This window comes from Pseudomonas sp. FP1740, assembly GCF_030687165.1.
GTDB lineage: Bacteria > Pseudomonadota > Gammaproteobacteria > Pseudomonadales > Pseudomonadaceae > Aquipseudomonas.
Genome location: NZ_CP117461.1, coordinates 767,049 through 793,551 on the forward strand (window position 1 = coordinate 767,049; position 26,503 = coordinate 793,551).

21 protein-coding genes and 1 rRNA gene are annotated in these 26,503 nt (G+C 60.4%); 16 read left to right on the forward strand and 6 right to left on the reverse strand.

Going from position 1 to position 26,503, the window contains the following annotated elements; translation table 11 throughout:
* Positions 1-3 precede the first annotated feature (3 nt).
* The 7 genes from rrf to PSH69_RS03380 all read left to right on the forward strand — a co-directional run bounded on the left by rrf (position 4) and on the right by PSH69_RS03380 (position 11,986).
* A 5S ribosomal RNA gene (rrf, locus tag PSH69_RS03350) occupies positions 4-119 on the forward strand.
* Between the two features lie 156 nt (positions 120-275).
* A complete protein-coding gene (gene recC, locus PSH69_RS03355) occupies positions 276-3,728 on the forward strand; it encodes an exodeoxyribonuclease V subunit gamma (protein ID WP_305411035.1) in 3,453 nt (1,150 codons plus the stop codon).
* On the forward strand, positions 3,725-7,414 hold the full coding sequence (recB, locus tag PSH69_RS03360) for an exodeoxyribonuclease V subunit beta (protein WP_305411036.1): 3,690 nt from the start codon (positions 3,725-3,727) through the stop codon (positions 7,412-7,414). Before recC ends, recB begins: the two co-directional genes overlap by 4 nt.
* Complete coding sequence (gene recD, locus PSH69_RS03365) at positions 7,411-9,519, forward strand: exodeoxyribonuclease V subunit alpha (RefSeq protein WP_305411037.1); 2,109 nt, start codon at positions 7,411-7,413, stop codon at positions 9,517-9,519. Before recB ends, recD begins: the two co-directional genes overlap by 4 nt.
* A 117-nt stretch (positions 9,520-9,636) precedes the next feature.
* Positions 9,637-10,212 carry a YfiR family protein gene (locus tag PSH69_RS03370; RefSeq protein WP_305411038.1) on the forward strand — a complete coding sequence of 192 codons (576 nt, stop codon included), beginning with the start codon at positions 9,637-9,639 and terminating at the stop codon, positions 10,210-10,212.
* On the forward strand, positions 10,209-11,477 hold the full coding sequence (locus PSH69_RS03375; protein ID WP_305411039.1) for a diguanylate cyclase domain-containing protein: 1,269 nt from the start codon (positions 10,209-10,211) through the stop codon (positions 11,475-11,477). Before PSH69_RS03370 ends, PSH69_RS03375 begins: the two co-directional genes overlap by 4 nt.
* A 5-nt stretch (positions 11,478-11,482) precedes the next feature.
* Entirely contained in the window at positions 11,483-11,986 is a 504-nt protein-coding gene (locus tag PSH69_RS03380; RefSeq protein WP_305411040.1) for an OmpA family protein, read from the forward strand.
* On the opposite strand, the gene PSH69_RS03385 is transcribed toward PSH69_RS03380, so the two are convergent.
* Positions 11,983-12,930: a LysR family transcriptional regulator gene (locus PSH69_RS03385; RefSeq protein WP_305411041.1), complete on the reverse strand. Its 948-nt coding sequence runs from the start codon at positions 12,928-12,930 to the stop codon at positions 11,983-11,985. The two genes, PSH69_RS03380 and PSH69_RS03385, sit on opposite strands and share 4 nt — an antisense overlap.
* A gap of 162 nt (positions 12,931-13,092) precedes the next feature.
* Here PSH69_RS03385 and PSH69_RS03390 point away from each other — a divergent pair, with 162 nt between their 5' ends.
* Both PSH69_RS03390 and mmsB read left to right on the forward strand, forming a co-directional pair.
* Positions 13,093-14,610, forward strand: coding sequence for a CoA-acylating methylmalonate-semialdehyde dehydrogenase (locus tag PSH69_RS03390; protein WP_018929419.1), 1,518 nt, complete (start codon positions 13,093-13,095; stop codon positions 14,608-14,610).
* 10 nt (positions 14,611-14,620) lie between these two features.
* Entirely contained in the window at positions 14,621-15,508 is an 888-nt protein-coding gene (gene mmsB, locus PSH69_RS03395) for a 3-hydroxyisobutyrate dehydrogenase (RefSeq protein WP_019582621.1), read from the forward strand.
* A gap of 94 nt (positions 15,509-15,602) precedes the next feature.
* Here the strand turns inward: mmsB and PSH69_RS03400 are convergent, their stop codons facing one another.
* The 4 genes from PSH69_RS03400 to PSH69_RS03415 form a co-directional block, all read right to left on the reverse strand.
* A complete protein-coding gene (locus PSH69_RS03400) occupies positions 15,603-15,947 on the reverse strand; it encodes a cupin domain-containing protein (RefSeq protein ID WP_007900627.1) in 345 nt (114 codons plus the stop codon).
* 75 nt (positions 15,948-16,022) lie between these two features.
* Positions 16,023-16,442 carry a MerR family transcriptional regulator gene (locus tag PSH69_RS03405; protein ID WP_305411043.1) on the reverse strand — a complete coding sequence of 140 codons (420 nt, stop codon included), beginning with the start codon at positions 16,440-16,442 and terminating at the stop codon, positions 16,023-16,025.
* A 48-nt stretch (positions 16,443-16,490) separates the two neighbouring features.
* Entirely contained in the window at positions 16,491-17,066 is a 576-nt protein-coding gene (locus tag PSH69_RS03410; RefSeq protein WP_305411045.1) for an NAD(P)H-dependent oxidoreductase, read from the reverse strand.
* Positions 17,067-17,111: 45 nt separating this feature from the next.
* Positions 17,112-17,996, reverse strand: coding sequence for a LysR substrate-binding domain-containing protein (locus tag PSH69_RS03415; protein ID WP_305411046.1), 885 nt, complete (start codon positions 17,994-17,996; stop codon positions 17,112-17,114).
* A gap of 97 nt (positions 17,997-18,093) precedes the next feature.
* Here PSH69_RS03415 and PSH69_RS03420 point away from each other — a divergent pair, with 97 nt between their 5' ends.
* Positions 18,094-18,858 carry a sulfite exporter TauE/SafE family protein gene (locus tag PSH69_RS03420; protein ID WP_305411047.1) on the forward strand — a complete coding sequence of 255 codons (765 nt, stop codon included), beginning with the start codon at positions 18,094-18,096 and terminating at the stop codon, positions 18,856-18,858.
* Here the strand turns inward: PSH69_RS03420 and PSH69_RS03425 are convergent.
* Positions 18,848-19,162, reverse strand: a complete 315-nt coding sequence (locus PSH69_RS03425; RefSeq protein ID WP_305411048.1) for a putative quinol monooxygenase — start codon at positions 19,160-19,162, stop codon at positions 18,848-18,850. The genes PSH69_RS03420 and PSH69_RS03425 overlap by 11 nt on opposite strands.
* 159 nt (positions 19,163-19,321) lie before the next feature.
* Between PSH69_RS03425 and PSH69_RS03430 the strand changes: the two genes are divergently transcribed.
* The 6 genes from PSH69_RS03430 to PSH69_RS03455 all read left to right on the forward strand — a co-directional run bounded on the left by PSH69_RS03430 (position 19,322) and on the right by PSH69_RS03455 (position 26,425).
* Positions 19,322-19,912, forward strand: a complete 591-nt coding sequence (locus tag PSH69_RS03430) for an NAD(P)H-dependent oxidoreductase (protein WP_305411049.1) — start codon at positions 19,322-19,324, stop codon at positions 19,910-19,912.
* A 55-nt stretch (positions 19,913-19,967) separates the two neighbouring features.
* On the forward strand, positions 19,968-20,879 hold the full coding sequence (locus PSH69_RS03435) for a LysR family transcriptional regulator (RefSeq protein WP_096481186.1): 912 nt from the start codon (positions 19,968-19,970) through the stop codon (positions 20,877-20,879).
* Between the two features lie 114 nt (positions 20,880-20,993).
* Entirely contained in the window at positions 20,994-22,439 is a 1,446-nt protein-coding gene (locus PSH69_RS03440; protein ID WP_305411050.1) for a SulP family inorganic anion transporter, read from the forward strand.
* A gap of 301 nt (positions 22,440-22,740) precedes the next feature.
* A complete protein-coding gene (locus PSH69_RS03445) occupies positions 22,741-24,090 on the forward strand; it encodes a gluconate:H+ symporter (protein WP_305411051.1) in 1,350 nt (449 codons plus the stop codon).
* A 15-nt stretch (positions 24,091-24,105) separates the two neighbouring features.
* Positions 24,106-24,966, forward strand: a complete 861-nt coding sequence (locus PSH69_RS03450) for a MurR/RpiR family transcriptional regulator (RefSeq protein ID WP_305411052.1) — start codon at positions 24,106-24,108, stop codon at positions 24,964-24,966.
* Between the two features lies 1 nt (position 24,967).
* Positions 24,968-26,425 carry an amidohydrolase family protein gene (locus PSH69_RS03455; RefSeq protein WP_305411053.1) on the forward strand — a complete coding sequence of 486 codons (1,458 nt, stop codon included), beginning with the start codon at positions 24,968-24,970 and terminating at the stop codon, positions 26,423-26,425.
* Positions 26,426-26,503 lie beyond the last annotated feature (78 nt).

Here is a 26,503-nt window from a genome sequence, read left to right on the forward strand (position 1 = left end):
TTTCTTGACGACCATAGAGCATTGGAACCACCTGATCCCATCCCGAACTCAGAAGTGAAACGATGCATCGCCGATGGTAGTGTGGGGTTTCCCCATGTGAGAGTAGGTCATCGTCAAGATTAAATTCCGAAACCCCTATCTGCGTACGCAGGTAGGGGTTTTGTTTTGCCCGCAGAAAAGTTCGTACAGCAACATCGGAACGGTCCCGGCTGTCACGGTCTGCCGACAGTGCTAAGGTTCGGCCCTAGCTTTTGTATTTTCCCAAGGAAGCCTTTATGCCGGACGCTACGTCCCTCAGTGCTGGTTTTATGGTGGTTCACGGCAACCGCCTGGACGAGCTGCGCAGCCTGGTGGTCAGTTGGATGCGGCGCTACCCGCTGGCTCCCTTGGAAAATGAAATCGCCTTGGTGCAGAGCAACGGCATCGCCCAATGGCTGAAGCTGGCACTGGCCGAGGACCCTGAAGATGACGACATGGGCGGCTGCGGAATCGCCGCAGCCATCGATGTGCAGTTACCAGGCAGCTTCATGTGGCAGCTCTATCGCATGGTGCTGGGGCGTGACGAAATCCCGGCCAAGTCCTTGCTCGATAAAGCCCCGCTGACCTGGCGCCTGATGCGTCTGCTGCCACAGTTGATCAACCAACCGCACTTCGAACCCCTGCAGCGCTTCCTTACGAATGACACCGACTTACGCAAACGCTATCAATTGGCGGAGCGGCTGGCGGATCTGTTCGACCAATATCAGGTGTACAGGGCAGACTGGCTCGAAGACTGGGCCGAAGGCCGTCACCAATTACGAAATGGCAGAGGGGAAGCCAAAGCCCTGACCCCGGCTAACTGCTGGCAAGCGGAACTGTGGCGTGCGTTGTTGCTGGATGTCGGCGAGCAAGGCATGGCGCAAAGCCGCGCGGGTGTCCACCAACGCTTTATCGAGCGTATCAATGGTCTCGATGTAGCACCCAATGGATTGCCTTCACGGGTGATCGTTTTCGGGATTTCTTCACTGCCAGCTCAAGCCTTGGAAGCACTTGCCGGGCTGGCTCGATTCAGTCAGGTCTTGCTGTGCGTACACAACCCATGTCGCCACCATTGGGCGGATATCGTCGCCGATAAAGACCTGTTGCGGCATCAATACAAACGCCAGGCTCGCAAGCGCGGCATGCCGGTTGTGCTTGATCCGCAAACGCTCCATCAGCATGCCCACCCGCTATTGGCGGCGTGGGGCAAGCAGGGGCGGGACTACATCAATCTGCTCGACAGTTACGACGATCCCAACAGCTATCGCTCGGCATTTCGCGATGGGCGCATTGACCTTTTCAGCGATAACCAGCCTCAGAGCATGCTCAATCAGTTGCAGGACGACATCCTGGAGTTGCGCCCCCTGAACGAAACTCGCGAGCGTTGGCCTGCAGTCGATCTGACAAAGGACGAATCGATCCGTTTTCACATCGCCCATAGCGCTCAACGCGAAGTGGAGATTCTCCATGATCAGCTGCTCGCACGATTCAGTGCTGATCCAGACTTAAGGCCTCGCGACGTGATCGTGATGGTTCCAGACATCGACAGTTACGCCCCCCACATCCGCGCTGTCTTTGGTCAGCTTGATCGCCACGACCCACGCTTCATTCCCTTCACACTCGCGGATCAAGGCCAGCGCGGCAGGGACCCGCTACTGATCGCTGTCGAGCATCTGCTCAAGCTGCCCGACAGTCGTTTCCCCGTCAGCGAAATTCTCGATCTGCTGGACGTTCCGGCATTACGCGCTCGCTTTGGCGTAGAGGAACGTGACCTGCCGACCTTGCACCGCTGGATCGAAGGCGCAGGTATCCGTTGGGGGATGAATGCCGAGCAGCGTGCGGGTCTGGGCCTGCCGGAAGAACTGGAGCAAAACAGTTGGCGTTTCGGCTTGCGACGGATGTTGCTTGGTTATGCCGTGGGCAGCGCCAGTGCCTGCGAGGGTATTGAACCCTACGACGAGATCGGTGGCCTGGATGCTGCGCTCATAGGTCCTTTGGTCGCACTGCTGGATGCACTGGAGATTGCCCACCAGGAGCTCACCCAACCTGCGTCGCCCAAACTCTGGGGCATCCGCTTGCAAGCACTGGTGCAGTTGTTCTTCCAGGCCAGTAACGAACATGACGACTATTTGTTGGCCCAACTCGAAGAGTTGCGTGAGACCTGGCTTGAGACCTGCGAGTCAGTAGGCTTGCAGGACGAGTTACCGCTGACCGTAGTCCGTGAAGCCTGGCTGGCTGGCCTCGACCAAGGTCGCTTGTCTCAGCGCTTTCTCGCCGGTGCCGTCAACTTCTGTACCCTGATGCCCATGCGAGCGATCCCGTTCAAACTGGTCTGCCTGCTGGGCATGAATGACGGCGATTACCCTCGCGCGCAGCCGCCACTGGACTTCGACCTGATGGGCAGCGACTACCGGCCCGGCGATCGTTCCCGGCGTGAAGATGACCGCTATCTGTTACTGGAAGCTTTGTTGTCGGCGCGGGACCAACTCTATATCAGCTGGGTCGGCCGCAGTATTCGGGACAATAGTGAGCGCCCGGCTTCGGTATTGATAGGACAGCTACGTGATCATCTCGCCAGCGGTTGGCGATTGCACGATGACAAGGCTGATCTGCTTGAGTCCATGACTCAGGAACATCCGCTGCAACCCTTCAGTGCACGCTACTTCCATGAAGGCGATGATTTGTTCAGCTACGCCAGCGAGTGGCAGGTACTTCATCAGTCCAGCGGTTTGACGCCTGCCATCGAGGTTCTTGAGCCCTACATTCAGGACGAGCCGCTGAGCCTGGGTCAGTTGCAGGATTTTCTGCGCAATCCGGTACGGCATTTCTTCAGTCAGCGGCTCAAAGTGTTCTTCGAGGCTGCCGAAGCGCCTTTGGCGGATGAAGAGCCATTTGTACTCGACGCGCTGCAACGCTATAGCCTCAGCGACAGCTTGCTCGAAGCGGCGCTCGGGCAATTGGACCAAATCGATCAGGTACTGGAAGCGCAGGCGAAACGCCTGCAGAACAGCGGGCTCTTGCCCATGGCCGGTTTCGGCGAATGTCTGCAGCGAGAGTTGATCGAGCCGTTGCCGGATCTGTTGCAGCGCTATCAGCAGCTCCTGGCGTTATGGCCGACCCCGCTCACCAGCGCGTTGCCGGTGAGTCTGGAACTGCATGGGCTACGCCTGGAGGGTTGGCTCAGTGGCCTGCATCAACGCGCGGACGGTGGTTTACTGTCGGTCACCACGATTCCCAACAGCATCGGCTCGCTCAAGACCCGCAAATGGCATCGTCTGACACGACCATGGATCAATCACCTGGTTGCCTGTGCCAGCGGGATGTCGATGACCACCGCGTTGGTGGCCAGCGACGACAGTCTGTTACTGGCTCCGTTGGCGAAGGATGCAGCACTTGATGTCCTGGGTAATCTGTTGCTGGCCTGGCAAACGGGTATGCGCCAGCCGTTGCCGATTGCCGTAAAAACAGCCTTCGCCTGGCTGGCTCAACCCGATCCGGTCAAGGCTGACGCCGCCGCCCGCAAGGCCTATGAAGGCGATGGCCAGACCACTGATGGTGAGCGCCGCGAAAGCCCGGCACTGGCTCGGCAATACGCCGACTACGATGTTTTGATTGCCGACGAGACCTTCCCCGATTGGTGCGACGCTTTGTATCGGCCGCTGCTTGAGGCTCCCTGGCGTTCATTGAGCAGCGAGGAGGCGCGCTCATGACCACGAAAACACCACTGGCCCTGGCATTCCCCCTGCGTGGAAGCCAACTGATCGAAGCCAGCGCCGGGACGGGCAAGACCTTCACCATTTCTGCGCTGTACTTGCGTCTGGTCCTTGGCCATGGCGACGAGTCGAGTGGTTTTGGCCGTGAATTGCTGCCGCCGCAAATCCTCGTGGTGACCTTCACCGATGCCGCGACCAAAGAACTACGCGAACGTATTCGTACGCGACTGGCTGAAGCTGCGCGTTTTTTCCGCGATGAGACACCGGCACCGGATGGCCTGATTGCCGAGTTGCGCGAGCAATACCTCCCTGAGCAGTGGCCAGGTTGTGCAAACCGCCTGGACATCGCCGCCCAGTGGATGGATGAAGCGGCGGTATCGACCATCCACAGTTGGTGCCAGCGCATGCTGCGCGAACATGCATTCGACAGTGGCAGCCTGTTCACCCAGACCCTGGAAACCGATCACAGTGATCTGCTTGGCGAAGTCCTGCGCGACTACTGGCGACTGTTCTGCTATCCGATGCAAGGCGATGCGCTGAATTGGGTTCGCGGCAACTGGGGTGGCCCGGCAGCGTTGTTGCCGCGAGTGCGTGGATTGTTCGCCAGCGAGCGTGACAGTATTGAAGGTAAAGAACCTGCCGAGTTGATCGCCGAGTGCCTGGAGGAACGACGGGCCGCGTTGCTCGAGCTCAAGATGCCCTGGCGCCAATGGGCCGATGAGCTGCTTGCCATCTGTCATCAGGGCGTCGCGAGCAAAAGCGTCGATGGTCGCAAGATGCAGGCGCGCTACTTCGAACCCTGGTTCGAAAAGCTCCGGGCCTGGGCCGAAGACGAATCTCTCGAACAGTTGGACATTGGTACCGGCTTCACTCGCCTGACGCCCGATGGCATGGCTGAAGCATGGAAGGGGGAAGCCCCTCGGCACCCTGGTCTCGATGCGATGCCCGCTCTCAAGGCCAGCCTTGATGGCTTGCCAACCCCCGATGCCGCCGTGCTGCAACATGCCGCCCACTGGGTCGGTGCTCGGTTCGAGGAAGAGAAGCGTCGCCGCGCGGAAATGGGTTTCGACGACATGCTGCTGCGCCTTGATGCGGCGTTGCAGTCCGATGGCGGTGAACGCCTGGCAACCTTGATCCGCGAGCAGTTCCCGGTTGCGCTGATCGACGAGTTTCAGGACACAGACCCGGTGCAGTACCGAATCTTCGAGAGCATTTATCGCATCGAAGACAACAACCCTGAATCCGGCCTGTTCCTGATCGGCGACCCGAAGCAGGCGATCTATGCCTTTCGCGGTGCCGATATCTATACCTATCTGCGCGCCCGGCAAGCCACCGCTGGCCGCCTGCATACCCTGGGTACAAATTTCCGTTCCAGTCATGGCATGGTTAACGCGGTGAACCATGTGTTCCAGCGCGCCGAATCTCGTGAGCAGGGACGCGGCGCGTTCCTGTTCCGTGAGAAGAGTGGCGAGAACCCGGTACCGTTTCTGCCCGTGGAGTCCCAAGGGCGCAAAGAAGTCCTGCACATTGAAGGTCAGGTTGTGCCTGCCCTGAACATCTGGCATTTGTCCTCGGACCAGCCACTGTCCGGTGTGGTGTATCGACAGCAATTGGCCGCCGCCTGCGCCAGCGAGATCACTGCGTTGCTCAATGGCGGTCAGCAGGGGCGTGCGGGCTTCATACAGGATGGTAAGGATCTCAGAGGCCTTCTGCCGGCGGATATCGCGATTCTGGTGCGCGACGGCAAAGAGGCCCAGGCCGTGCGCGGCGAACTTTCCGCTCGTGGAGTACGCAGTGTTTACCTGTCAGACAAGGACTCGGTATTCGCCGCGCAGGAGGCCCATGATCTGCTGACGTGGCTCAAGGCCTGTGCCGAGCCGGATGTCGAACGTCCCCTGCGTGCCGCGCTGGCCTGCATCACGCTGAACCTTCCGCTGGCTGAACTGGAGCGGCTGAATCAGGACGAACTGGCCTGGGAAGCACGGGTCATGCAGTTCCGCGGTTATCGCGAACTCTGGCGCAAACAGGGCGTGCTGCCCATGTTGCGGCGATTGCTACATGATTTTCAGCTGCCCCAGGCGTTGATCGCGCGCAGCGATGGTGAGCGGATATTGACCAACCTGCTGCACTTGTCCGAGTTGCTGCAGCAGGCCGCCGCCGAACTCGATGGCGAGCAAGCACTGATCCGTCATTTGTCCGAGCATCTGGCGTTGTCTGGTCAGGCTGGCGAAGAACAGATCCTGCGCCTGGAAAGCGACGAGCAACTGGTCAAGGTCGTGACCATCCACAAATCCAAAGGGCTTGAATATCCGTTGGTGTTTCTGCCGTTCATCTGCTCGGCAAAACCGGTGGATGGCAGTCGTCTGCCGTTGTATTACCACGATGCCGCGGGCAAGGCACAGGTGAGCTTGAAGCCGACGGCCGAGTTGATAGCCCAAGCCGATGATGAACGTTTGGCTGAAGACCTTCGTTTGCTCTATGTGGCCCTGACCCGGGCACAACATGCGTGCTGGCTGGGTGTGACTGATCTCAAACGCGGCAATAACAACGGCTCGGTCCTGCACCTTTCGGCGTTGGGTTATCTGCTGGGCGGTGGCGCGCCATTGGCTGAGTCGGCAGGGCTGCGTCGTTGGCTGGAAGACCTGCAGCAAGACTGTGCGGCGCTGAACTACGGTGAAATGCCTGACGCGACCGCCGAGCATTACCATCCGCCACGCAATGAAGCGACGTTGTTGGCCCCGCTGATACCCCGGCGCAAGGCCAGTGAAAACTGGTGGATCGCTTCTTACAGCGCCCTACGCATTGGTGACAGTCTGAGCGTGGGCAGTGACGAAGCACCGGAGAGCGCGCAAGCACAAAAGCTCTTTGATGACGAACGCCTTGATCCTGAAGCGCCACGAGAAGTCGCCGCTGGCGGTGCTGATATTCATCGATTCCCTCGTGGTCCGAACCCCGGCACTTTTCTCCATGGATTGCTCGAATGGGCCGGTGACGAAGGTTTTGCCGCTGCACCACAAACCGTGGAAGACGCCATCGCCCGTCGCTGCAACCGCCGAGGCTGGGAAGGCTGGATCACCACGCTGAGCGGCTGGCTGCAGCACTTGCTCAAATCCCCATTGCACATCGGTGGCGGGCAGGCGCCGGTGGTGTTCGAGCAACTGACTCAATACCGGGTCGAGATGGAGTTCTGGTTCGCCAGTCATAAAGTCGATGTACTCAAACTTGATGAACTGGTGCGTCAATACACCCATCACGGCGTGGCCCGGGTGGCCGCCGAACCGGTGCTGCTCAATGGCATGTTCAAAGGCTTCATCGACCTGACGTTCGAGCATGAAGGCCGTTACTACGTCGCTGACTACAAATCCAACTGGCTGGGCGTCGATGACGCGGCCTATACCGAGCAGGCCATGGAGCAGTCGATTCTCGATAACCGTTACGACCTGCAATACGTACTGTACCTGCTCGCCCTGCATCGCCAGCTTAAGGCTCGGCTGGTCGATTACGATTACGATCGGCATGTCGGTGGAGCGTTGTATCTGTTTCTTCGCGGTACTCGAGCGGCCAGCCAGGGTGTGTATTTTGCCCGTCCGCCACGGGAGCTGATCGAGCGCCTGGACCGGTTGTTCCAGGGCAAGCCAGAGCCCAAGGCCGAACCCGCCTGGGAACAGGGAGTATTGCTATGAGTCGCACTTTCGCCGATTTGCTGCCTACGCCGTTGGCGGCCGAAAGTCTGGCGGACCTGGCCCCGTTGAGCCGCGCAGATGACTTGTTGCTGCTGCTCACGCGCTGGGTCGAACGCGGCTGGCTGCGGGCGCTGGACAAGGCCTTCGTCGCGTTTCTCCACGAGCTCGCTCCCGACGATGATCCGCTGGTGCTGCTGGCCGCCGCGTTGATCAGTCACCAACTGGGCCACGGTCATGTCTGCCTGGATCTGTTCGAGACACTGAAAGAGCCGGATTTTGCCTTGTCGCTGCCGCCGGAAGGTGATGTGCAAAGCGGGGCGATGTTGCTGCCGTCGCAATTGCTTGAGGCGCTGGACGGTGCCCATTGGTGCAAGGTCCTGGCGTCCAGTCGTCTGGTGGCTCTGGCCGTCGATGGGCGTGAGGCTGCGCAACACCGGCCGTTGGTGCTGTCGGGCAAGCGCCTGTACCTGCGCCGCTACTGGGCTTACGAACGGCGCATCGACCACGCGCTGCGCCAGCGTCTGGCGGCACACGAAGCAACGCCGGATGATTTGCCTCAACGCCTGACCGGGCTGTTCGGTCCAGCCAGGCTTGATGACGTGATCGACTGGCAGAAGCTCGCGTGTGCCCTGGCTACTCGAAGTGCATTCAGCATCGTCACCGGCGGCCCGGGAACCGGCAAGACCACCACGGTTGTGCGCTTGCTTGCGTTGCTCCAGGCACCCGCAGTGGAGGCCGGTAAACCGCTGCGTATTCGTCTCGCGGCACCCACCGGCAAAGCTGCCGCACGATTGACCGAGTCCATCAGCCAGCAGGTTCAAACCCTGAAAGTGCCTGAAACGGTGCGCGAGAAGATCCCGTCGGATGTGACCACCGTGCACCGTTTGCTCGGCAGTCGTCCCGGTACCCGGCATTTCCGTCACCACGCCGGTAATCGCTTGCCGCTGGATGTATTGGTGGTGGACGAAGCCTCGATGATCGACCTGGAAATGATGGCCAACCTGCTCGATGCGTTGCCGCCCCATGCCCGTCTGGTGCTGCTCGGTGACAAGGACCAACTGGCGTCGGTAGAGGCCGGTGCCGTACTGGGCGATCTGTGTCGTGATGCCGAAGCCGGTTGGTACAGCCCGCAGACCCGCCAGTGGCTGGAGGCGGTCAGTGGTGAGCGCCTCGATGCCAGCGGTTTGCGGGAAGACACCCAGGGCGCGCATCCACTGGCCCAGCAAGTCGTGATGCTGCGCCACTCACGGCGCTTCGGCGAGGGTAGCGGCATTGGTCAGTTGGCCCGTTGGGTCAACCAACAGCATCCCGAGGACGCGCGCAAGTTATTGGCCGCTGCAGGTCATGACGACGTATTTTCCCTGCCCCTCAAGGGTGAGCAGGACCGGGCGCTGGAGCGCTTGTTGCTCGAGGGCCATGGCGGGGGGCCGCAAGGTTATCGGCATTACCTGAGTCTTTTGCGCAGCCAGCGACCATCGCTCGACCGCCCGCTCGACGATCCATGTTGGGCCGATTGGGCTCGCGTGGTGCTGCAGGCCTTCGACGCTTTCCAGCTGTTGTGTGCCGTACGCAAAGGGCCTTGGGGCGTGGAAGGTTTGAATCAGCGCGTGACCGATGCGCTGCTCAAGGCTCGGCTGATCGACAGCGACCATCAGTGGTACGAAGGTCGGCCCGTGCTGATGACCCGCAACGACTATGGCCTGGGTTTGATGAACGGCGACATTGGCATTGCCCTCAAGCTGCCGGAGCGTGAAGGCCCGGAGGCCGGGCGGCATGTGCTGCGTGTGGCCTTCCCGCGCAATGACGGGCAGGGCGGTGTGCGCTTTGTCCTGCCAAGCCGACTCAACGATGTCGACACGGTGTATGCCATGACCGTGCACAAATCCCAGGGCTCGGAATTTGCCCATACGGCGTTGATTCTGCCGGATGCTTTGAATCCTGTGCTTACCAAGGAACTGATCTATACCGGGATAACCCGGGCCAAAGACTGGTTCACCCTGATTGAGCCTCGAGCCGGCGTATTCGAAGAGGCCGTGCGGCGCAAGGTCAAGCGCTTGAGCGGGTTAATGCTGGAGCTGGAAGAGGGTGCCTGGCCGAGCCATTGAGGGGCGGTGGCAGACGCCGGAATCTGTCCGATGTGCCGTGGCGCGTCGCCTCGCTGGTGTTTCGGTGCTGTGCTATCGTTGCGGCATCATTTTATTGCGATCGTAGAGAATTCCTGCATGAAGTTGGCTGTCTGGGCGACAGGGCGCGTCGTTGGCTGCAAACAAGTGCTGCTTGCCGGCCTCCTCTGTTTGTTGACGGGCGTTGCCTGTGCTGAGTCGGAAACTATCGTGAGCAAAGCCGACCAACGTGCCAGGTCGGTCACTCAGGTAGTACTCGGGATCCTCAGTTATGCCCGATGGCCTGTTGAGCCCCAACAACTGCGCCTGTGCGTGGTCGGCCCCACTGAATACACCGACGACCTGGTCCAAGGCACCACACAAGCCACGGGTCGACCGGTTACTGTACGACGGTTGCTGGCCGATAACCCGGCCATCGCCAGTGAATGCGATGCGGTGTACATCGGCAAGCTGACCGGCGATGAACGCAGTCGGCTATTCGCCTCGTTGACGGGACGCCCGGTGGTGAGCATCAGCGAAGGCGGCGATCAATGCACTGTCGGCAGTCTGTTCTGTCTGCGGGTTGGTGATGAGCAAGTGTCCTTCGAGGTCAACCTCGACTCGGTCGCCCGCAGCGGTGTGCGCATTCATCCCAGTGTGCTGCAACTGTCGCGCCGCAAGCCGGCGGCGCCATGAATCTATTCAAACCCCGCATACGTCCGACCCTGGGATCGGTTATCGGCCGTGGGCATTTGATCGTCGCCCTGGTGGGCGTGGCCATGGCCAGTGTTTCACTGACCCTGCTGGGTGTTCTGGCTTTGCGGGTCTATGCCGATCACAACCTGCATCTGATTGCCCGTTCGATCAACTACACCGTGGAAGCCGCGGTGGTGTTCAACGACAAGGCTGCCGCCACCGAAGCGCTGGCATTGATCGCGTCCACTGAAGAAGTGGCTGATGCACAAGTGATGGACGAGCAAGGCGAGTTGCTCGCACGTTGGCAACGACCGGAAACGGGGTGGCTTTCCGATCTTGAAATGCAGATCGCCCGAACGATTCTGGAAAAACCCATCAGCATGCCGATCACTCATCAAGGTCGGGAAATCGGCAGCATCTTGCTCATCGGTCACGGCGGCAGCCTGATGCGCTTTTTGCTCAGCGGTCTGGTGGGAATCGTCTTGTGTACCGCTGTCAGTGCCTGGGTAGCGCTTTATCTGGCGCGTCGGCAATTGCGAGGAATCACCGGCCCGTTGCGCAGCCTGGCTGCCGTGGCTCACGCCGCCCGTAGCGAACGAGCCTTCGACCGGCGCGTACCGCCCGCCGACATTGCCGAACTCGACAACCTGGGCAACGACTTCAATGCTTTGCTCGACGAGCTCGAGTCCTGGCAGACCCATCTGCAAAGTGAAAACGAAACCCTGGCCCACCAGGCCAGCCATGACAGCCTTACCGGGTTGCCGAATCGGGCGTTTTTCGAAGGCCGCCTGATGCGCGCCTTGCGCAATGCGGGCAAGCTGGATGAGGGAGTGGCCGTACTGTTTCTCGACAGCGACCGGTTCAAGGAGATCAACGACAACTTCGGTCACGCTGCCGGTGATGCGGTGCTGATCGCCGTGGCGACCCGGGTTCGTGCGCAGTTGCGTGAAGAGGATCTGGTTGCGCGTCTGGGCGGCGATGAGTTTGCCGTGCTGTTGACGCCGCTGCATAAGATAGAAGATGCCGAACGGATTGCTGACAAAATCATTGCCAGTATGGACGCGCCAATCCCGTTGCCGGGCGGTACCCAGGTGTTGACTTCACTCAGCATCGGCATTGCCGTGTACCCGGATCATGGGCTTACGCCCGGTGCGCTGCTCGATGCTGCAGACGCCGCGATGTATCAGGCCAAACGCCTTTCCCGAGGCGCTCACCACACGGCAGGGTCGGAGCACTCTGTCGCTCATGTTCAAACCAGGAGCTAATTTCTGTGTTCACATTCACTCAGCGTTCTCTGCGATTTTTTACGATGACCTTATTCATGACCTTGCTGGCATTGACCGGTTGCCAGACGACACCGCAGAAAGGACTGACCCCGGCGCAGATCGCTGTGCTCAAGCAGCAAGGTTTCGAGATGACTGACGATGGCTGGTCGTTCGGCCTGTCCGACAAAGTGCTGTTCGGCAGTGATGTCGAACACCTCAACCCCAGCAGTACCGAGATCGTCGAGCGTATTGGCAAGGCATTGTTGAGTGTGGGAATCGAGCGCGTGCGAGTCGACGGTCACACCGATGCCTCGGGCAAAGAGTCCTATAACGAACAGCTTTCCCTGCGTCGCGCGAAAAGCGTCGGCGATGTCTTGGCCGCTGTCGGCATAAAAGAACAAAACATCCAGCTACGCGGCCTGGGCAGCAGCAAGCCCGTCGCCTCCAACGCCACCGCGGCCGGGCGCACCGAGAACCGCCGGGTGTCGATCGTGGTGAGTGCCGATTAATCGGCGAACACCATCTCCCGATTTTCCCCCATCAACAGTGCATGATTCTGCTCGGTGACGGTACGGATGTAGTCCCACAACAAGGTAATCCGCTTGAGCTTGCGCAGGTCCTCCCGGCAGTACATCCAGAACTGCCGGGTGATGGTGATCTCTTGCGGTAACACCGGCAGCAACCGCGGGTCCTGTGCCGCCAAAAAGCACGGCAGAATCGCCAGTGACCGTCCTTGCTGCGCCGCCACGAACTGCGCGATCACACTGGTGCTGCGCAGATTGGCACTGGCACCGGGCAGCACATTCGCCAGGTACAGCAGCTCCGAGCTGAACGCCAGATCGTCCACATAACTGATGAATTGATGCTTGCTCAAATCTGCCGGGCGGCGGATCGGTGGGTGCTTGTCCAGATAATCCTGGGTCGCGTACAGCTGCAATCGATAGTCACAGAGTTTGCAGCAGACATAAGGGCCGTGTTCCGGCCGCTCCAGCGCAATGACGATGTCTGCCTCGCGCTTGGACAGGCTGATGAAGTGCGGCAGCGGCAGGATGTCCACCGAGATCGCCGGGTAGGCGTCGACGAAATGGCTCAGCTGCGGGGTGATGAAAAAGCTGCCGAACCCTTCGGTACAGCCCATGCGCACGTGCCCGGACAACGCGACGCCTGAGCCCGAGACCTGCTCGCAAGCCATGTGCAGAGTGCTTTCGATCGATTCGGCGTAACCCAGCAGGCGCTGGCCTTCAGCGGTCAGGACGAAGCCGCTGGTGCGGGACTTCTCGAACAACAGCGTACCCAACGAGGCCTCCAGCGAACTGATGCGTCGCGACACGGTGGTGTAGTCCACCGCCAGGCGCTTGGCCGCGGTGCTGGCCTTGCGAGTACGGGCAACTTCAAGGAAAAACTTGAGGTCATCCCAGTTCAACGAGCCTAAAGACGTGATGTTTTTTTGCATGATGGACCGGCTTTTATGTGCGTTCTTATTAGAAGTTTGCACATCTATACTCCAAAAACAGTCCGATAACCAATTCGCGACACACGCCTCATCTCAAGGCGACTTTCTCGCCTTGGCTCCAAAGATAGCTCTCTTAATAAGAACAACGTCCCGGAGACCAACATGAACGCATCGCTAGAAACCACCGTGCAAAAGGTCAAGTTGTTGATCGATGGCGAGTGGGTCGAATCCCAGACCACCGAATGGCACGACATCGTCAATCCGGCGACCCAGCAAGTGCTGGCCAAAGTCCCCTTCGCGACCGCTGCTGAAGTCGATGCCGCCATCAGCGCCGCTCATCGCGCCTTTCAGACCTGGAAGCTGACGCCAGTCGGCGCGCGGATGCGCATCATGCTCAAGCTTCAGGCGCTGATTCGCGAGCACTCCAAGCGTATTGCCGTGGTGCTCAGCAATGAGCAGGGTAAAACCATCGCCGACGCTGAGGGCGATATCTTCCGTGGCCTGGAAGTGGTCGAGCACGCCTGTTCCATTGGCAGCCTGCAAATGGGCGAGTTCGCCGAGAACGTCGCTGGCGGTGTCGATACCTACACCCTGCGTCAGCCGATCGGCGTCTGCGCCGGCATTACCCCTTTCAACTTTCCGGCAATGATTCCGCTGTGGATGTTCCCGATGGCCATCGCCTGCGGCAACACCTTCGTACTCAAGCCTTCCGAGCAGGATCCGATGTCGACCATGCTGTTGGTGGAACTGGCGATTGAAGCCGGCATTCCGCCGGGTGTGCTCAACGTCGTTCATGGTGGCAAGGATGTGGTCGATGCGCTTTGCACCCACAAGGACATCAAGGCTGTTTCGTTCGTCGGTTCGACCGCGGTCGGCACGCATGTCTACGAGCTGGCCGGTAAACACGGCAAGCGCGTGCAATCGATGATGGGGGCCAAGAACCACGCCGTTGTGCTGCCCGATGCCAACCGCGAGCAAGCGCTCAATGCACTGGTCGGCGCCGGTTTCGGTGCGGCCGGGCAACGCTGCATGGCCACCTCGGTGGTGGTGCTGGTGGGCGCGGCCAAGCAATGGCTGCCGGATCTCAAGGCGCTGGCGCAGAAACTCAAGGTCAATGCCGGCAGCGAGCCAGGCACTGATGTTGGTCCGGTGATTTCCAAGCGAGCCAAGGCACGGATTCTCGAGCTGATTGAAAGCGGGATCAAGGAAGGCGCCAAGCTGGAGCTGGACGGTCGCGACATCACTGTTCCGGGCTACGAACAGGGCAACTTTGTCGGCCCGACCCTGTTCTCTGGCGTAACCCCTGAGATGCAGATCTACACCCAGGAAATTTTCGGCCCGGTGCTGGTAGTGCTGGAAGTCGACACCCTCGATGAGGCCATCGCCCTGGTCAACGCCAACCCGTTCGGCAACGGCACGGGTCTGTTCACCCAGAGCGGTGCGGCGGCGCGTAAATTCCAGTCGGAAATCGACGTTGGCCAGGTCGGCATCAACATCCCGATCCCGGTGCCGGTACCGTTCTTCAGCTTCACCGGTTCCCGTGGTTCGAAGCTCGGCGACCTCGGTCCGTATGGCAAGCAAGTGGTGCAGTTCTACACTCAAACCAAGACCGTCACTGCACGTTGGTTCGACGACGACAGCATCAACCACGGTGTGAACACCACTATCCACTTGCGCTAAGGAGCCGGACATGAAAATCGCTTTTATCGGTCTCGGCAACATGGGCGCGCCGATGGCGCGCAACCTGATCAAGGCTGGCCATTCGCTGAACCTGTTTGACCTCAATCAAACCGTGCTGGCCGAACTGGCTCAACTCGGCGGCACCATCAGCACTTCACCGAAGGAAGCGTCGAAAGACGCGCAACTGGTGATCACCATGTTGCCGGCAGCGGCCCATGTGCGCAGTGTCTGGCTGGGTGAAGACGGTGTGCTGGCGGGAATCGCCAAAGGCGTGCCAGCGGTGGATTGCAGCACCATCGATCCGCAGACGGCGCGAGATGTTGCCGCGGCGGCCGCAAAGCAGGACGTGGCCATGGCCGATGCCCCGGTTTCCGGTGGCACTGGCGGTGCAGCGGCCGGGACGCTGACCTTCATGGTCGGCGCCACGCCTGAACTGTTCGCCACTCTGCAACCGGTGCTGGCGCAGATGGGCCGCAACATCGTCCATTGCGGCGAAGTCGGCACCGGGCAAATCGCCAAGATCTGCAACAACCTGCTGCTGGGGATTTCCATGGTTGGTGTCAGCGAAGCCATGGCGCTGGGCAGCGCCCTGGGTATCGACACAACCGTGCTGGCGGGCGTCATCAACAGTTCAACCGGGCGTTGCTGGAGTTCGGAGATGTACAACCCGTGGCCGGGCATCGTCGAAACGGCGCCGGCCTCGCGCGGTTATACCGGCGGTTTCGGTGCTGAACTGATGCTCAAGGATCTGGGGCTGGCCACTGAGGCGGCGCGTCAGGCGCACCAACCGGTCGTGCTCGGCGCGGTGGCCCAGCAGTTGTATCAGGCGATGAGCCTGCGTGGGGAAGGGGGCAAGGACTTCTCGGCGATCATCAACAGCTATCGCAAACCCCAATAAGCGTTTGTGGCGAGGGAGCAAGCTCCCTCGCCACAGGATTCATGCATGCCTTTTTACCGAGAGACCACGTCGGGTGGTCTCTCGGTTTTTTGCATCAGGCAAACACGAAATACTTACGCACGGTTTCAACCACTTCCCACGTGCCTTTCATCCCCGGCTCGATGACGAAGATGTCACCGGCGCGCAGGTGGATCGGCGCCATGCCTTCCGGGGTGATGATGCAGTAGCCTTCCTGGAAGTGGCAGTACTCCCACTTCACATATTCCACATACCACTTGCCCGGCGTGCAGATCCAGGTGCCCATGATCTTGCTGCCATCTTCGCTGGTGTACGCGTTGAGGTTGACGGTGTGCGGATCGCCTTCGAGCTTTTCCCATTTGCAGGCGTCGAGTACGGGCAACGGGTGAGTGTCGCGAAGAACGGTAATCGGTGCGGTCATGTGGACTCCGGGCCTTGGAATATAGAAAGTGGTACTGAAGAACTGAAGTCGCACCCTATAGCGCCCATGCTCCGCTCAGTTGTCTGTATTCGACATCGAGCTGTCCAGAAACGCGCGCTCCCCTGAAAGACTTTCCAGCGGACAATCGATTCGGGCTTGCAGGAAGGTGCTCTCGAACTCGACCAATTGCTCGTGTTGGTGCCTGAGTGCAGCAATCTTCTCGCTGATTTCACGCTTCTTGGCATCGATGGCCTGCTGCGCCAATGACCAGGGCATCGCCCGGCCTTGATGCCCGGTAAAGATCGCCTGTAATTCCTTGAGCCTGAAACCCAATTGTTGAGCGCACTTGATGAGAATCAGCAGGTCGACGCTTTGTTGGTCATAGACACGGTATCTGCCTTGGCGTTGAGCGGCAGGCAGCAAGCCGATCGACTCGTAATGGCGAATGCTCTTGATCGTCGTCCCGGAGCGTTGTGCGGCTTGGCCGATGTACATGAAAAGTCCCTTTTTGCGGTGGTAACACCCGGCGCATTATCGACACACTCAGTGGCTGGCGATAGCCTGGGCTTGCCGTAACCAGGCCTCACGCTGACCCTCGCTTGCGCCGAGAATCGGGCCGAACGTGAGTGTGCGCCGGGGTTCGATGCCGCAGAAGGCGAGGGTGGTTTTACGTATCTGGTGCAGCCCGGGCATGCGGTAGATCCAGCGGTAATACCAGGGTGGCGTGTCCATGGTCACCAGCAGATGCGCGCTGCGACCGCGCAGGAGTTTGTCGGGGAAGGCTTTGCCTTCGCGGTACTTGAAGGCGAAACCCGGCAGGAACACCCGATCGAAAAAGCCCTTGAGCAACGCCGGTACGCCTCCCCACCAGATCGGGTAGACCAGAGTCAGGTGTTCGGCCCACAGAATGTCCGCCTGAGCGCGGCGCAGGTCGGCTTCCAGTGGCTGAACCTGTTGATACCCTTCACGCAGTACCGGATCAAAATCCAGTTTGCCCAGAAACAACTGACGCACCTCATGCCCGGCACGCAATGCCGATTGTGCGTAGCGCTCGGCCAGTGCGCCGCAGAAACTGTTGCTTGAAGGATGACCGAGAATCACCAGAATTCGTTTGCTCACCGTAACGGTCCCTGAAGATGAAACCTCAAGGGTAAAGTCTGCCCCTCAGGGGAGAGTCAAGGCGCTCAGCAAGGCCTGGGCATAACGGGGCAGTACAGTGAAATCCCGGGCGCACAGCAACAGTTTGCGGCGAGCCCACGGCTCTTCCAGTGCGACGCTTTTGAACGGCGTTTCAGCCGGCCAGCGTTCGACCGCCGCCAAGGGCACGATCGCCAGCCCGGCTCCCCGGGCGACCATGCGCATCACGCCCTCGAAACCATCGGCGCGGATGCGCACCTGCATCCGCAAGCCGCTGTGCAGGGCCTGTTCTTCCAGGTAAATGGCCAAGGCGCTGTTGGCGTTCAGGCCGACGTAGTCGTGGTGCAAAGTGGCGCTGAAATTTAGCGGTCCGGTGTCGGTCAAGGGGTGATCACGCGGCAGGATCAGCACCAGCGGATCGTCGCGGAAATAGCGGGTTTGCAGGCCGTCGGTATCCACGGCGTCGGACACGATCCCCAGGTCTGCTGCGCCCTGGCGCAAGGCGTGGGTGATGCGTGTGCTGGGCAGCTCCTGCAGGTCGATGTCGAGGTTCGGATGGTCGCGCAGAAAGTCCGCCAGTAATTCCGGCAGGTACTCGGTGATTGCAGTGGTATTGCACAGAAACCGCACCTGGCCTTTGACGCCTTTGGCGTATTCGACCAGGTCCTGCTGCATGCGCTCGGCCTGTTGCAACAGGACTCGGGCGTGCTGCGCCAGCGCCTTGCCGGCCGGAGTGGGGCTGACACCGCGGCGACCTCGCTCCAGAAACTCGATGCCCAGTGACGCTTCCATCGCGCGGATTCGTGCACTCGCCGCCGCCAGTGATAAATGGCTGCGGACGGCACCGGCGGTGATGTTGCCGGTGTCGAGGATGTTCAGGTAGAGGCGCAGGTCGGTGAGGTCGAAGTGCATACAGAATCCCGGATCGTTTTTAGCCTCTACCGATTCAAGAGGCAGCCTCAGTATATGGCAGATTTTCAAGGCACCCTTCAGGGCCCACGATAGCCCCATGAATACACTTGCCGCGTTCTATCAACATCTGGGCTTGGCCCTGTCCTTATTGATTGTCGCCACTTTCCTGCTGGCCGGGATGATCAAAGGTGTGATCGGCCTTGGTCTGCCAACCATTGCCATGGGCCTGCTCGGCCTGGCTATGGCACCGTCGCAGGCTGCGGCGTTGTTGATCATTCCCGCGACGCTGACCAATGTCTGGCAACTGGCCTTCGGCGGTCATTTGCGCGGGTTGCTCAACCGGTTATGGCCGATGCTGCTGGCGATATTCATCGGCACTGGCGCTGGGACAGTGTGGATCGGCATGGCCGGTGGACATTGGGTGGTACGGGGGCTGGGGGCGGCGCTGTTGATGTACGCCTTGAGCGGGTTGTTCCTGCCGACCTTGCGCGTCGGCGGTCGCACCGAGCGTTGGCTCGGTCCGCTCTGCGGTGTGCTGACGGGTGTCATCACCTCGGCCACCGGTGTCTTCGTGATTCCGGCGGTGCCTTATCTGCAAGCGCTGGGCTTGAACAAGGATGAACTGGTGCAGGCGCTGGGCCTGTCGTTCACTGTCTCGACTCTCGCGTTGGCCGCCGGCCTGTTATGGCGCGGCGCCCTCGGCGGTGGCGAGTTGAGCGCGTCGCTGCTGGCGCTGATCCCGGCGGCGCTCGGCATGTTGCTGGGGCAATGGCTGCGCCAGCGGATCAGCGCCGTGTTGTTCAAGCGCGTGTTCTTCATCGGCCTCGGCGTGCTCGGCGGCCACTTGCTGATCAGCGGCTAGCGGACGATGTGCTGAGCATCTCGATCGGGCGGATATCGAAATCCTGCTCCAGATACTCCATGCGCATGTCGAGGAACTGCTTCATATGGGGCAGGTTCGAGTGCACGTCCAGATGGGCCTGGGATTGCCAGATCTCGTAGAAGATAAACAGCGTCGGGTCCTGTTTGTCTCGCAGCATGTGGTACTCGATGCAACCGGGTTCGGCGCGACTCGGTTCGACATAGGCACGGAAGAACGCTTCGAAGGCCTCGGCTTTATCCGGGCGGGTCTTGGCGTGCAGGATGAAGCCTTGCAGTTCGCTCATCAGAATCTCCTAAACAGTCAGAATCGGCGCAAGTTTATGGCAACAATCGCTTGTGGATTCGTGCGTATAGGTCAAATGAATTTTGCGGATGGAGCGCTTATTCCGCGCGAGGCTGATCGTTAGGCTGCCGCCATCGATTCCAACCTTGCGAGATTTCTCATGAAAAAAGTCCTGTTGCTCAATGGCGGCAAAAAATTTGCCCACTCCGATGGTCGCTACAACACGACGCTGCACGAAGCAGCGTTGAGCGTGCTGGATCACGGTGGTGTGGATGTGAAAACCACGTTCATCGACGAGGGCTACGACGTCGCCGAGGAAGTCGCCAAATTCCTCTGGGCCGATGTGATCATTTATCAGATGCCCGGCTGGTGGATGGGTGCGCCCTGGACGGTCAAGAAGTACGTCGATGAAGTCTTCACAGCGGGCCACGGCAGCCTCTACGCCAGCGACGGTCGCACACGCTCCGACGCGTCGCAGAAGTACGGCAGCGGCGGCTTGTTGCACGGTAAAAAGTACATGCTGTCGGTGACCTGGAACGCCCCGCAGCAAGCCTTCGACGATTCGACCGACTTCTTCGAAGCCAAGGGCGTGGACGCGGTGTACCTGCCGTTCCACAAGGCCAATACCTTCCTCGGCATGACCGGTCTGCCGACCTTTTTGTGCGTCGATGTGATGAAGCGCCCGAATATCGAAGCGGATGTGGCGCGTTATGAGCAGCACTTGACCGAGGTGTTTGGCCTTAAGGCATGACGCTCGGCTACTATCGATATCTGAAGCAGTGCAGGACTATCGATAAGGAACACACGTGAAAGCCAGATCCGATGAGTTGCAGATTTTCGTCTGCGTGATTGAGTGCGGGTCGATTTCGGCTGCGGCTGAGCAAGTCGGGCAAACGCCGTCGGCGGTCAGCCGCACGCTGTCGCGGCTGGAGGCCAAGCTCGATACCACGTTGATCAATCGCACCACGCGGCGCATGGACCTGACCGAAGAGGGCAAATATTTCTTCGAGCACGCCAAGCTGATTCTCGATCAGATGGACGAGCTCGAAGAGCGCCTGTCCTCACGCCAGCAAACCCCGTCCGGGCGACTGCGGATCAACGCCGCGTCGCCGTTCATGCTGCACGCCATCGTGCCGTACATCGATGAGTTCCGCCGTCTCTACCCGGACATCCAGCTCGAACTCAACAGCAACGACTTGATCATCGACCTGCTCGAACAAAGCACCGACATCGCCATTCGCATCGGCACGCTGGCCGACTCGACCCTGCACGCCCGCTCCCTGGGTTGCAGCCCGCTGCACATCGTCGCAAGCACAGCGTATCTGGAACAACACGGCGTACCGAGCGCTGTCGAGGATTTGAGCGAGCACACGCTACTGGGTTTTACCCATAACGAAGGTCTCAACCAATGGCCACTGCGCTATGTCCATGGTGACCGCTGGCCGATTCAGGCGTCGATCAGTGCGTCGAGTGGCGAGACGATCAGGCACCTGGCGCTGGCCGGCCAAGGCATTGCCTGCCTGTCGCACTTCATGACCATCGACGACATCCACGCCGGTCGCTTGCAGGTGCTGCTGGCGGAGTTCAACAGCGGATATCGCCAACCCATCAACGCGGTGTACTACCGCAACTCGCAACTGGCCCTACGGATCCAGTGCTTTCTGGACTTCATCCAGGGCAAATTGGCGGCTTATGCGATTGCTGATTTCAGGGGCTGATTCGCAGGCCGCGTGATCGTTCATTGCGAGCAGGCCACCCATTCACTGGCCCGCCCGCCGTCAATTCCGTAACATCCGCGTCCCTCTTTTCCCGCCTGTATTTTTAGGTAAGCCATGAAACCCAAACGTCTGCGCGCCGATGTCCTGGCCGGACTCACCACCTCTTTCGCCCTGCTCCCCGAATGTATCGCTTTCGCGCTGGTGGCACACCTCAATCCATTGATGGGGCTTTACGGCGCTTTCATCATCTGCACCCTGACTGCGCTCTTCGGCGGACGGCCGGGGATGGTGTCTGGTGCCGCCGGCTCGATGGCGGTGGTGATCGTCGCGCTGGTGGTGCAGCACGGTGTCCAGTACTTGCTGGCGACGGTGCTGCTGGGCGGGCTGATCATGCTGGCGTTTGGTCTGTTGAGGCTGGGCAAGCTGGTGCGCATGGTGCCGCATCCGGTGATGCTCGGCTTCGTCAACGGTCTGGCGATTGTCATTGCGCTGGCCCAGTTGGAGCACTTCAAGAGCGGTGAGGCCTGGTTGAGTGGGGCGCCGCTGTACATGATGATCGGGCTGGTGGTGCTGACGATGGCCATCGTTTACCTGATGCCGCGCCTGACGCGGGCCGTGCCACCGGCGCTGGTGGCGATCCTGGGCGTTGGGCTGGCGGTTTACCTGCTCGGCCTGCCGACCCGTACCCTGGGCGACATGGCGCACATTGCCGGTGGCTTGCCGGGTTTTGCGCTGCCAGACATCCCCTGGAGCCTGGACACCCTGCGCATCATCGTCCCTTACGCGATATTGATGGCGGTGGTCGGCTTGTTGGAAACCCTGCTGACCCTGAACCTCACCGATGAGATCACCGAGAGCCGTGGCTATCCGGATCGCGAATGCGTGGCGTTGGGCGCTGCCAACATGGTTTCTGGTGTGTTCGGCGGCATGGGTGGCTGCGCGATGATCGGGCAAACCGTGATCAACCTCAGCTCCGGCGGTCGCGGTCGGCTGTCTGGTGCGGTGGCCGGGGGGATGATCCTGCTGTTTGTGCTGTTCCTTTCGCCGCTGATCGAGCGCATTCCGCTGGCCGCATTGGTCGGGGTGATGTTCGTGGTGTCGCAACAGACGTTCGCCTGGGCTTCATTGCGGGTACTGAACAAGGTGCCGCTGAACGATGTCTTGGTAATCATCGCGGTCACGGTGATTACCGTGTTCACCGATCTGGCCATCGCCGTGTTGTGCGGGATCATCATTGCGGCGCTCAACTTTGCCTGGCAACAGGCTCGCGAGCTGTATGCCGACAGTCACGTTGAAGCCGACGGCAGCAAGCTTTACCTCCTGCACGGCACGTTGTTTTTCGCCTCGACGACGCCTTTTCTCAACCAGTTCGATCCCGCCAATGATCCGTCTGTGGTCACAGTCGACTGTCGCCACCTGAGCTTTGTCGACTATTCGGCCATCGCCGCGCTGATGACATTGCGCGAGCGCTACACCAAGGCTGGCAAGCAGCTACGCGTACTGCACCTGTCCGAGCGCTGCAAGAAACTGCTTAAACGCGCCAACGAGCATCACGACTGAAATCGATGAGTGATGATCGTTCCCACGCTCTGCGTGGGAATGCCTCACCGGACGCTCTGCGTCTGCTTCGGCATGTGACGCGGAGCGTCACGGGCTGCGTTCCCACGCAGAGCGTGGGAACGATCCGTGTCTGTGATGAAAATCCCTCTATCTGATTTTCATAATCCGCGACCTTCCATACCTCTGCACGACATCCCTTACCCCTCCACGAAAATTACTTTCACTTCGTTTGAAAGTAGCCCGTCGAAATGATTTATGAGTTTCACAACCCATTCGACGTGACCCTTTCGAGGAGTACCGCATGACGCTTTCCTTCGGCTATTGGCTGTTGGTTTACGCCGCCATCGCCATCATTGCGCTGATCGTTCTGATCGCCCGTTACCGGATCAATCCCTTCATTGTGATCACCCTGGTGTCTATCGGCCTGGCGCTGTTGGCGGGGATGCCGCCGTCGGGTGTGGTGGGGGCGTATGAGGCCGGGGTTGGCAAGACGCTGGGGCACATTGCGCTGGTGGTGGCGCTGGGCACGATGCTCGGCAAGATGATGGCCGAGTCCGGCGGTGCGGAGCAGGTGGCGCGCACCTTGATCGACCGTTTCGGCGAGAAAAATGCTCACTGGGCGATGGTGTGTATCGCCTTTCTGGTAGGGCTGCCGCTGTTCTTCGAGGTCGGGTTTGTCTTGCTGGTGCCCATCGCGTTCACCGTGGCGAGGCGAGTCGGCGTGTCGATTCTGATGGTCGGTTTGCCGATGGTTGCGGGGCTTTCGGTGGTCCACGCGCTGGTACCGCCACACCCGGCGGCGATGCTGGCGGTGCAGGTCTATCAGGCGTCGGTGGGGCAGACCTTGCTCTATGCGATTTTGATCGGTATTCCGACCGCGATTATCGCCGGTCCCCTGTACGCCAAATTCATCGTGCCACGCATTCAACTGCCGGCCGATAACCCCCTGGAACGCCAGTTCCTGGAGCGTGAGCCGCGCGATAGCCTGCCGGGCTTTGGTATCACCATGGCCACCATTCTGCTGCCGGTGGTGCTGATGTTGATCGGCGGCTGGGCCAACCTGATCTCCACGCCGGGTAGCGGTTTCAATCAGTTCCTGCTGTTCATCGGCAACTCGGTGATCGCCTTGCTGCTGGCGACCTTGCTGAGTTTCTGGACCCTCGGCCTGGCCCAGGGCTTCAATCGCGAATCGATCCTCAAGTTCACCAATGAATGCCTGGCGCCGACCGCCAGCATCACCTTGCTGGTCGGTGCCGGTGGTGGCTTGAACCGGATTCTGGTGGACGCTGGCGTCACCAATCAGATCGTCAGCCTGGCCGATGAATTCCAGTTGTCGCCGCTGTTGATGGGGTGGCTGTTCGCCGCGTTGATGCGCATCGCCACTGGTTCTGCCACCGTGGCCATGACCACCGCGTCAGGGATTGTCGCGCCGGTGGCCGTTGGTCTGGGTTATCCCCACCCGGAGCTGTTGGTGCTGGCGACGGGGGCGGGGTCGGTTATCTTTTCCCACGTCAACGACGGCGGCTTCTGGTTGATCAAGGAATACTTCAACATGACCGTCACCCAGACCTTCAAGACCTGGACAGTGCTCGAGACGCTGATCTCGGTGGTCGCCTTCGGCCTGACCGTTGGCCTTTCTCACCTGCTTTAGTCGGAGCCATCCGCCATGGACATCCTCTATCAGATCCGCGCCCGTCAGGAATCCTTCAGCGCCGGCGAAGGACGTATCGCTCGGCTGATGCTCGACGACGTAGGATTTGCCGCATCCGCCAGCCTCGATGAGCTGGCGCAGCGGGCGGAAGTCAGCACTGCCACGCTGTCGCGATTCGCCCGTACAGTCGGTTGCCGCGACCTGCGGGATTTGCGCCTGCAACTGGCCCAGGCCAGCGGCGTCGGTAGCCGCTTCCTTGACCCGGCGGGCACGCCCGAACAGTCGGCGTTCTACGGGCAGATTGTCGGCGATATCGAGTCGACCTTGCGCCAGCACCTGGCGGCGTTCGATGAGTCGCGCTTCGCCGATGCGGTGAAACTGCTGGGCAAGGCACGGATGATTCACGCCTTCGGCATGGGCGGCTGCTCGACCCTGTGCAGCGATGAACTGCAAGTGCGCCTGGTGCGCCTCGGCTACCCGATTGCGGTGTGCCACGACCCGGTGATGATGCGCGTCACCGCCGCCAGCGTTGGCGCCGAACACGCGGTCATCGCCTGCTCGCTGACCGGCATCACGCCCGAACTGCTCGAAGCGGTGGAGCTGGCGCGCAGCTACGGCGCACGAATTCTCGCCATCACCCGCGCCGACTCGCCGCTGGCGCAATTGGCCGATGTGCTGTTGCCGCTGCAAAGCGCCGAGACTTCCTTCATCTACAAACCCACGGCGGCGCGCTACGGCATGTTGTTGGCCATCGATGTGCTCGCCACCGAGCTGGCGCTGGCCAGTCCTGAAGACAATCAAGAACGTCTGCGGCGGATCAAACTGGCCCTGGACGACTACCGCGGCGGCGACGATCACTTGCCGCTGGGAGACTGACATGATGTACGACACGCTGATCCGCAATGCGCTGATTATCGACGGCAGCAACACCCCCGGTTACCCCGCTGATGTGGCGATTCTGAATGGCCGAATCGCGCGCATCGGCGACTTGCACGAGGCCGCCGCCGGCGAAGAAATCGACGCCGCCGGCCGCGTGCTGGCACCTGGTTTTATCGACGTGCACACCCACGACGACACGGTGGTGATTCGTCAGCCGCAGATGCTGCCCAAGCTCAGCCAGGGCGTGACCACCGTGATCGTCGGCAATTGCGGAATCAGCGCATCGCCGGTGAGTTTGCGCGGTGATCCGCCGGACCCGATGAACCTGCTCGGCAGCGCCACGGCGTTTGTGTATCCGCGCTTCAGCGACTATCGCGCTGCCGTCGAAGCGGCCAATACCACACTGAACGTGGCCGCGCTGGTGGGGCATACCGCGTTGCGCAGCAATCATCTGGATGACCTGTTTCGCACCGCCACCGATGCTGAAATCAGCGCGATGCGCGAGCAACTGCGCGACAGCCTTGAGGCCGGTGCCTTAGGTTTATCCACAGGCCTGGCCTACGCCAGTGCCTTCTCGGCATCCACTGATGAGGTGATGCAGTTGACTGAAGAGTTGACGGCATTCGGCGCGGTTTACACCACCCATTTACGCAGTGAGTTCGAGCCGGTGCTGGAGGCCATGGACGAGGCGTTCCGCATCGGACGCCACGCACAGTCGCCGGTGATCATTTCCCACCTCAAATGCGCCGGCGCCGGTAACTGGGGCCGTAGTCCGCAATTGCTGGCGTCCCTCGAACACGCCGCGAAAACCCACCCGGTGGCTTGCGATTGTTATCCCTACGCGGCGAGTTCTTCGACGCTGGACCTCAAGCAAGTCACCGACGCCCATCGCATCACCATCACCTGGTCCACGCCGCACCCGGAAATGGGGGGGCGGGATCTGATGGACATCGCCGCTGAGTGGGGCACTGCGCTGCTCGAAGCCGCCCGCCGACTGCAACCGGCGGGGGCGGTGTATTACGGCATGGACGAGGCCGATGTACAAAGCATCCTCGCGCATCCGCTGTCGATGATCGGCTCCGACGGTTTGCCGGAAGACCCGTTTCCGCATCCACGCTTGTGGGGCGCGTTCCCACGAGTGCTCGGACATTTCAGTCGCGACGTCGGCCTGTTTCCGCTGCATACCGCCGTGCACAAGATGACCGGGTTGTCGGCGGCACGCTTTGGCTTGAAGGAACGTGGCGAGATTCGTGAAGGGTATTGGGCGGATCTGGTGTTGTTCGATCCGGCGACGATTCGCGATGTGGCCGACTTCAACGATCCGCAACGGGCGGCGCAAGGGATTGATGGCGTATGGATCAATGGCGCCTTGAGTTATCGCGACGGGCAGGCGAACGGCAGAAGGGAAGGGCGATTTCTGGCGCGGGAGGGGGATTTGCGTAAAGGGTTTCATTGATCGCGCCTTCGTAGAAGCTGCCGAAGGTTCGTGCCGCGTTCGGACGATCTTTTGACCCAGGTCTCATGGTGGCATATT

Bases quoted from the DNA above. Each gene is read 5' to 3' on its own strand.
- recC (WP_305411035.1), top strand. From the start codon at position 276: ATGCCGGACGCTACGTCCCTCAGTGCTGGTTTTATGGTGGTTCACGGC.
- recB (WP_305411036.1), top strand. From the start codon at position 3,725: ATGACCACGAAAACACCACTGGCCCTGGCATTCCCCCTGCGTGGAAGC.
- recD (WP_305411037.1), top strand. From the start codon at position 7,411: ATGAGTCGCACTTTCGCCGATTTGCTGCCTACGCCGTTGGCGGCCGAA.
- PSH69_RS03370 (WP_305411038.1), top strand. From the start codon at position 9,637: ATGAAGTTGGCTGTCTGGGCGACAGGGCGCGTCGTTGGCTGCAAACAA.
- PSH69_RS03375 (WP_305411039.1), top strand. From the start codon at position 10,209: ATGAATCTATTCAAACCCCGCATACGTCCGACCCTGGGATCGGTTATC.
- PSH69_RS03385 (WP_305411041.1), bottom strand. From the start codon at position 12,930: ATGCAAAAAAACATCACGTCTTTAGGCTCGTTGAACTGGGATGACCTC.
- PSH69_RS03390 (WP_018929419.1), top strand. From the start codon at position 13,093: ATGAACGCATCGCTAGAAACCACCGTGCAAAAGGTCAAGTTGTTGATC.
- mmsB (WP_019582621.1), top strand. From the start codon at position 14,621: ATGAAAATCGCTTTTATCGGTCTCGGCAACATGGGCGCGCCGATGGCG.
- PSH69_RS03400 (WP_007900627.1), bottom strand. From the start codon at position 15,947: ATGACCGCACCGATTACCGTTCTTCGCGACACTCACCCGTTGCCCGTA.
- PSH69_RS03405 (WP_305411043.1), bottom strand. From the start codon at position 16,442: ATGTACATCGGCCAAGCCGCACAACGCTCCGGGACGACGATCAAGAGC.
- PSH69_RS03415 (WP_305411046.1), bottom strand. From the start codon at position 17,996: ATGCACTTCGACCTCACCGACCTGCGCCTCTACCTGAACATCCTCGAC.
- PSH69_RS03420 (WP_305411047.1), top strand. From the start codon at position 18,094: ATGAATACACTTGCCGCGTTCTATCAACATCTGGGCTTGGCCCTGTCC.
- PSH69_RS03425 (WP_305411048.1), bottom strand. From the start codon at position 19,162: ATGAGCGAACTGCAAGGCTTCATCCTGCACGCCAAGACCCGCCCGGAT.
- PSH69_RS03430 (WP_305411049.1), top strand. From the start codon at position 19,322: ATGAAAAAAGTCCTGTTGCTCAATGGCGGCAAAAAATTTGCCCACTCC.
- PSH69_RS03440 (WP_305411050.1), top strand. From the start codon at position 20,994: ATGAAACCCAAACGTCTGCGCGCCGATGTCCTGGCCGGACTCACCACC.
- PSH69_RS03445 (WP_305411051.1), top strand. From the start codon at position 22,741: ATGACGCTTTCCTTCGGCTATTGGCTGTTGGTTTACGCCGCCATCGCC.
- PSH69_RS03450 (WP_305411052.1), top strand. From the start codon at position 24,106: ATGGACATCCTCTATCAGATCCGCGCCCGTCAGGAATCCTTCAGCGCC.
- PSH69_RS03455 (WP_305411053.1), top strand. From the start codon at position 24,968: ATGATGTACGACACGCTGATCCGCAATGCGCTGATTATCGACGGCAGC.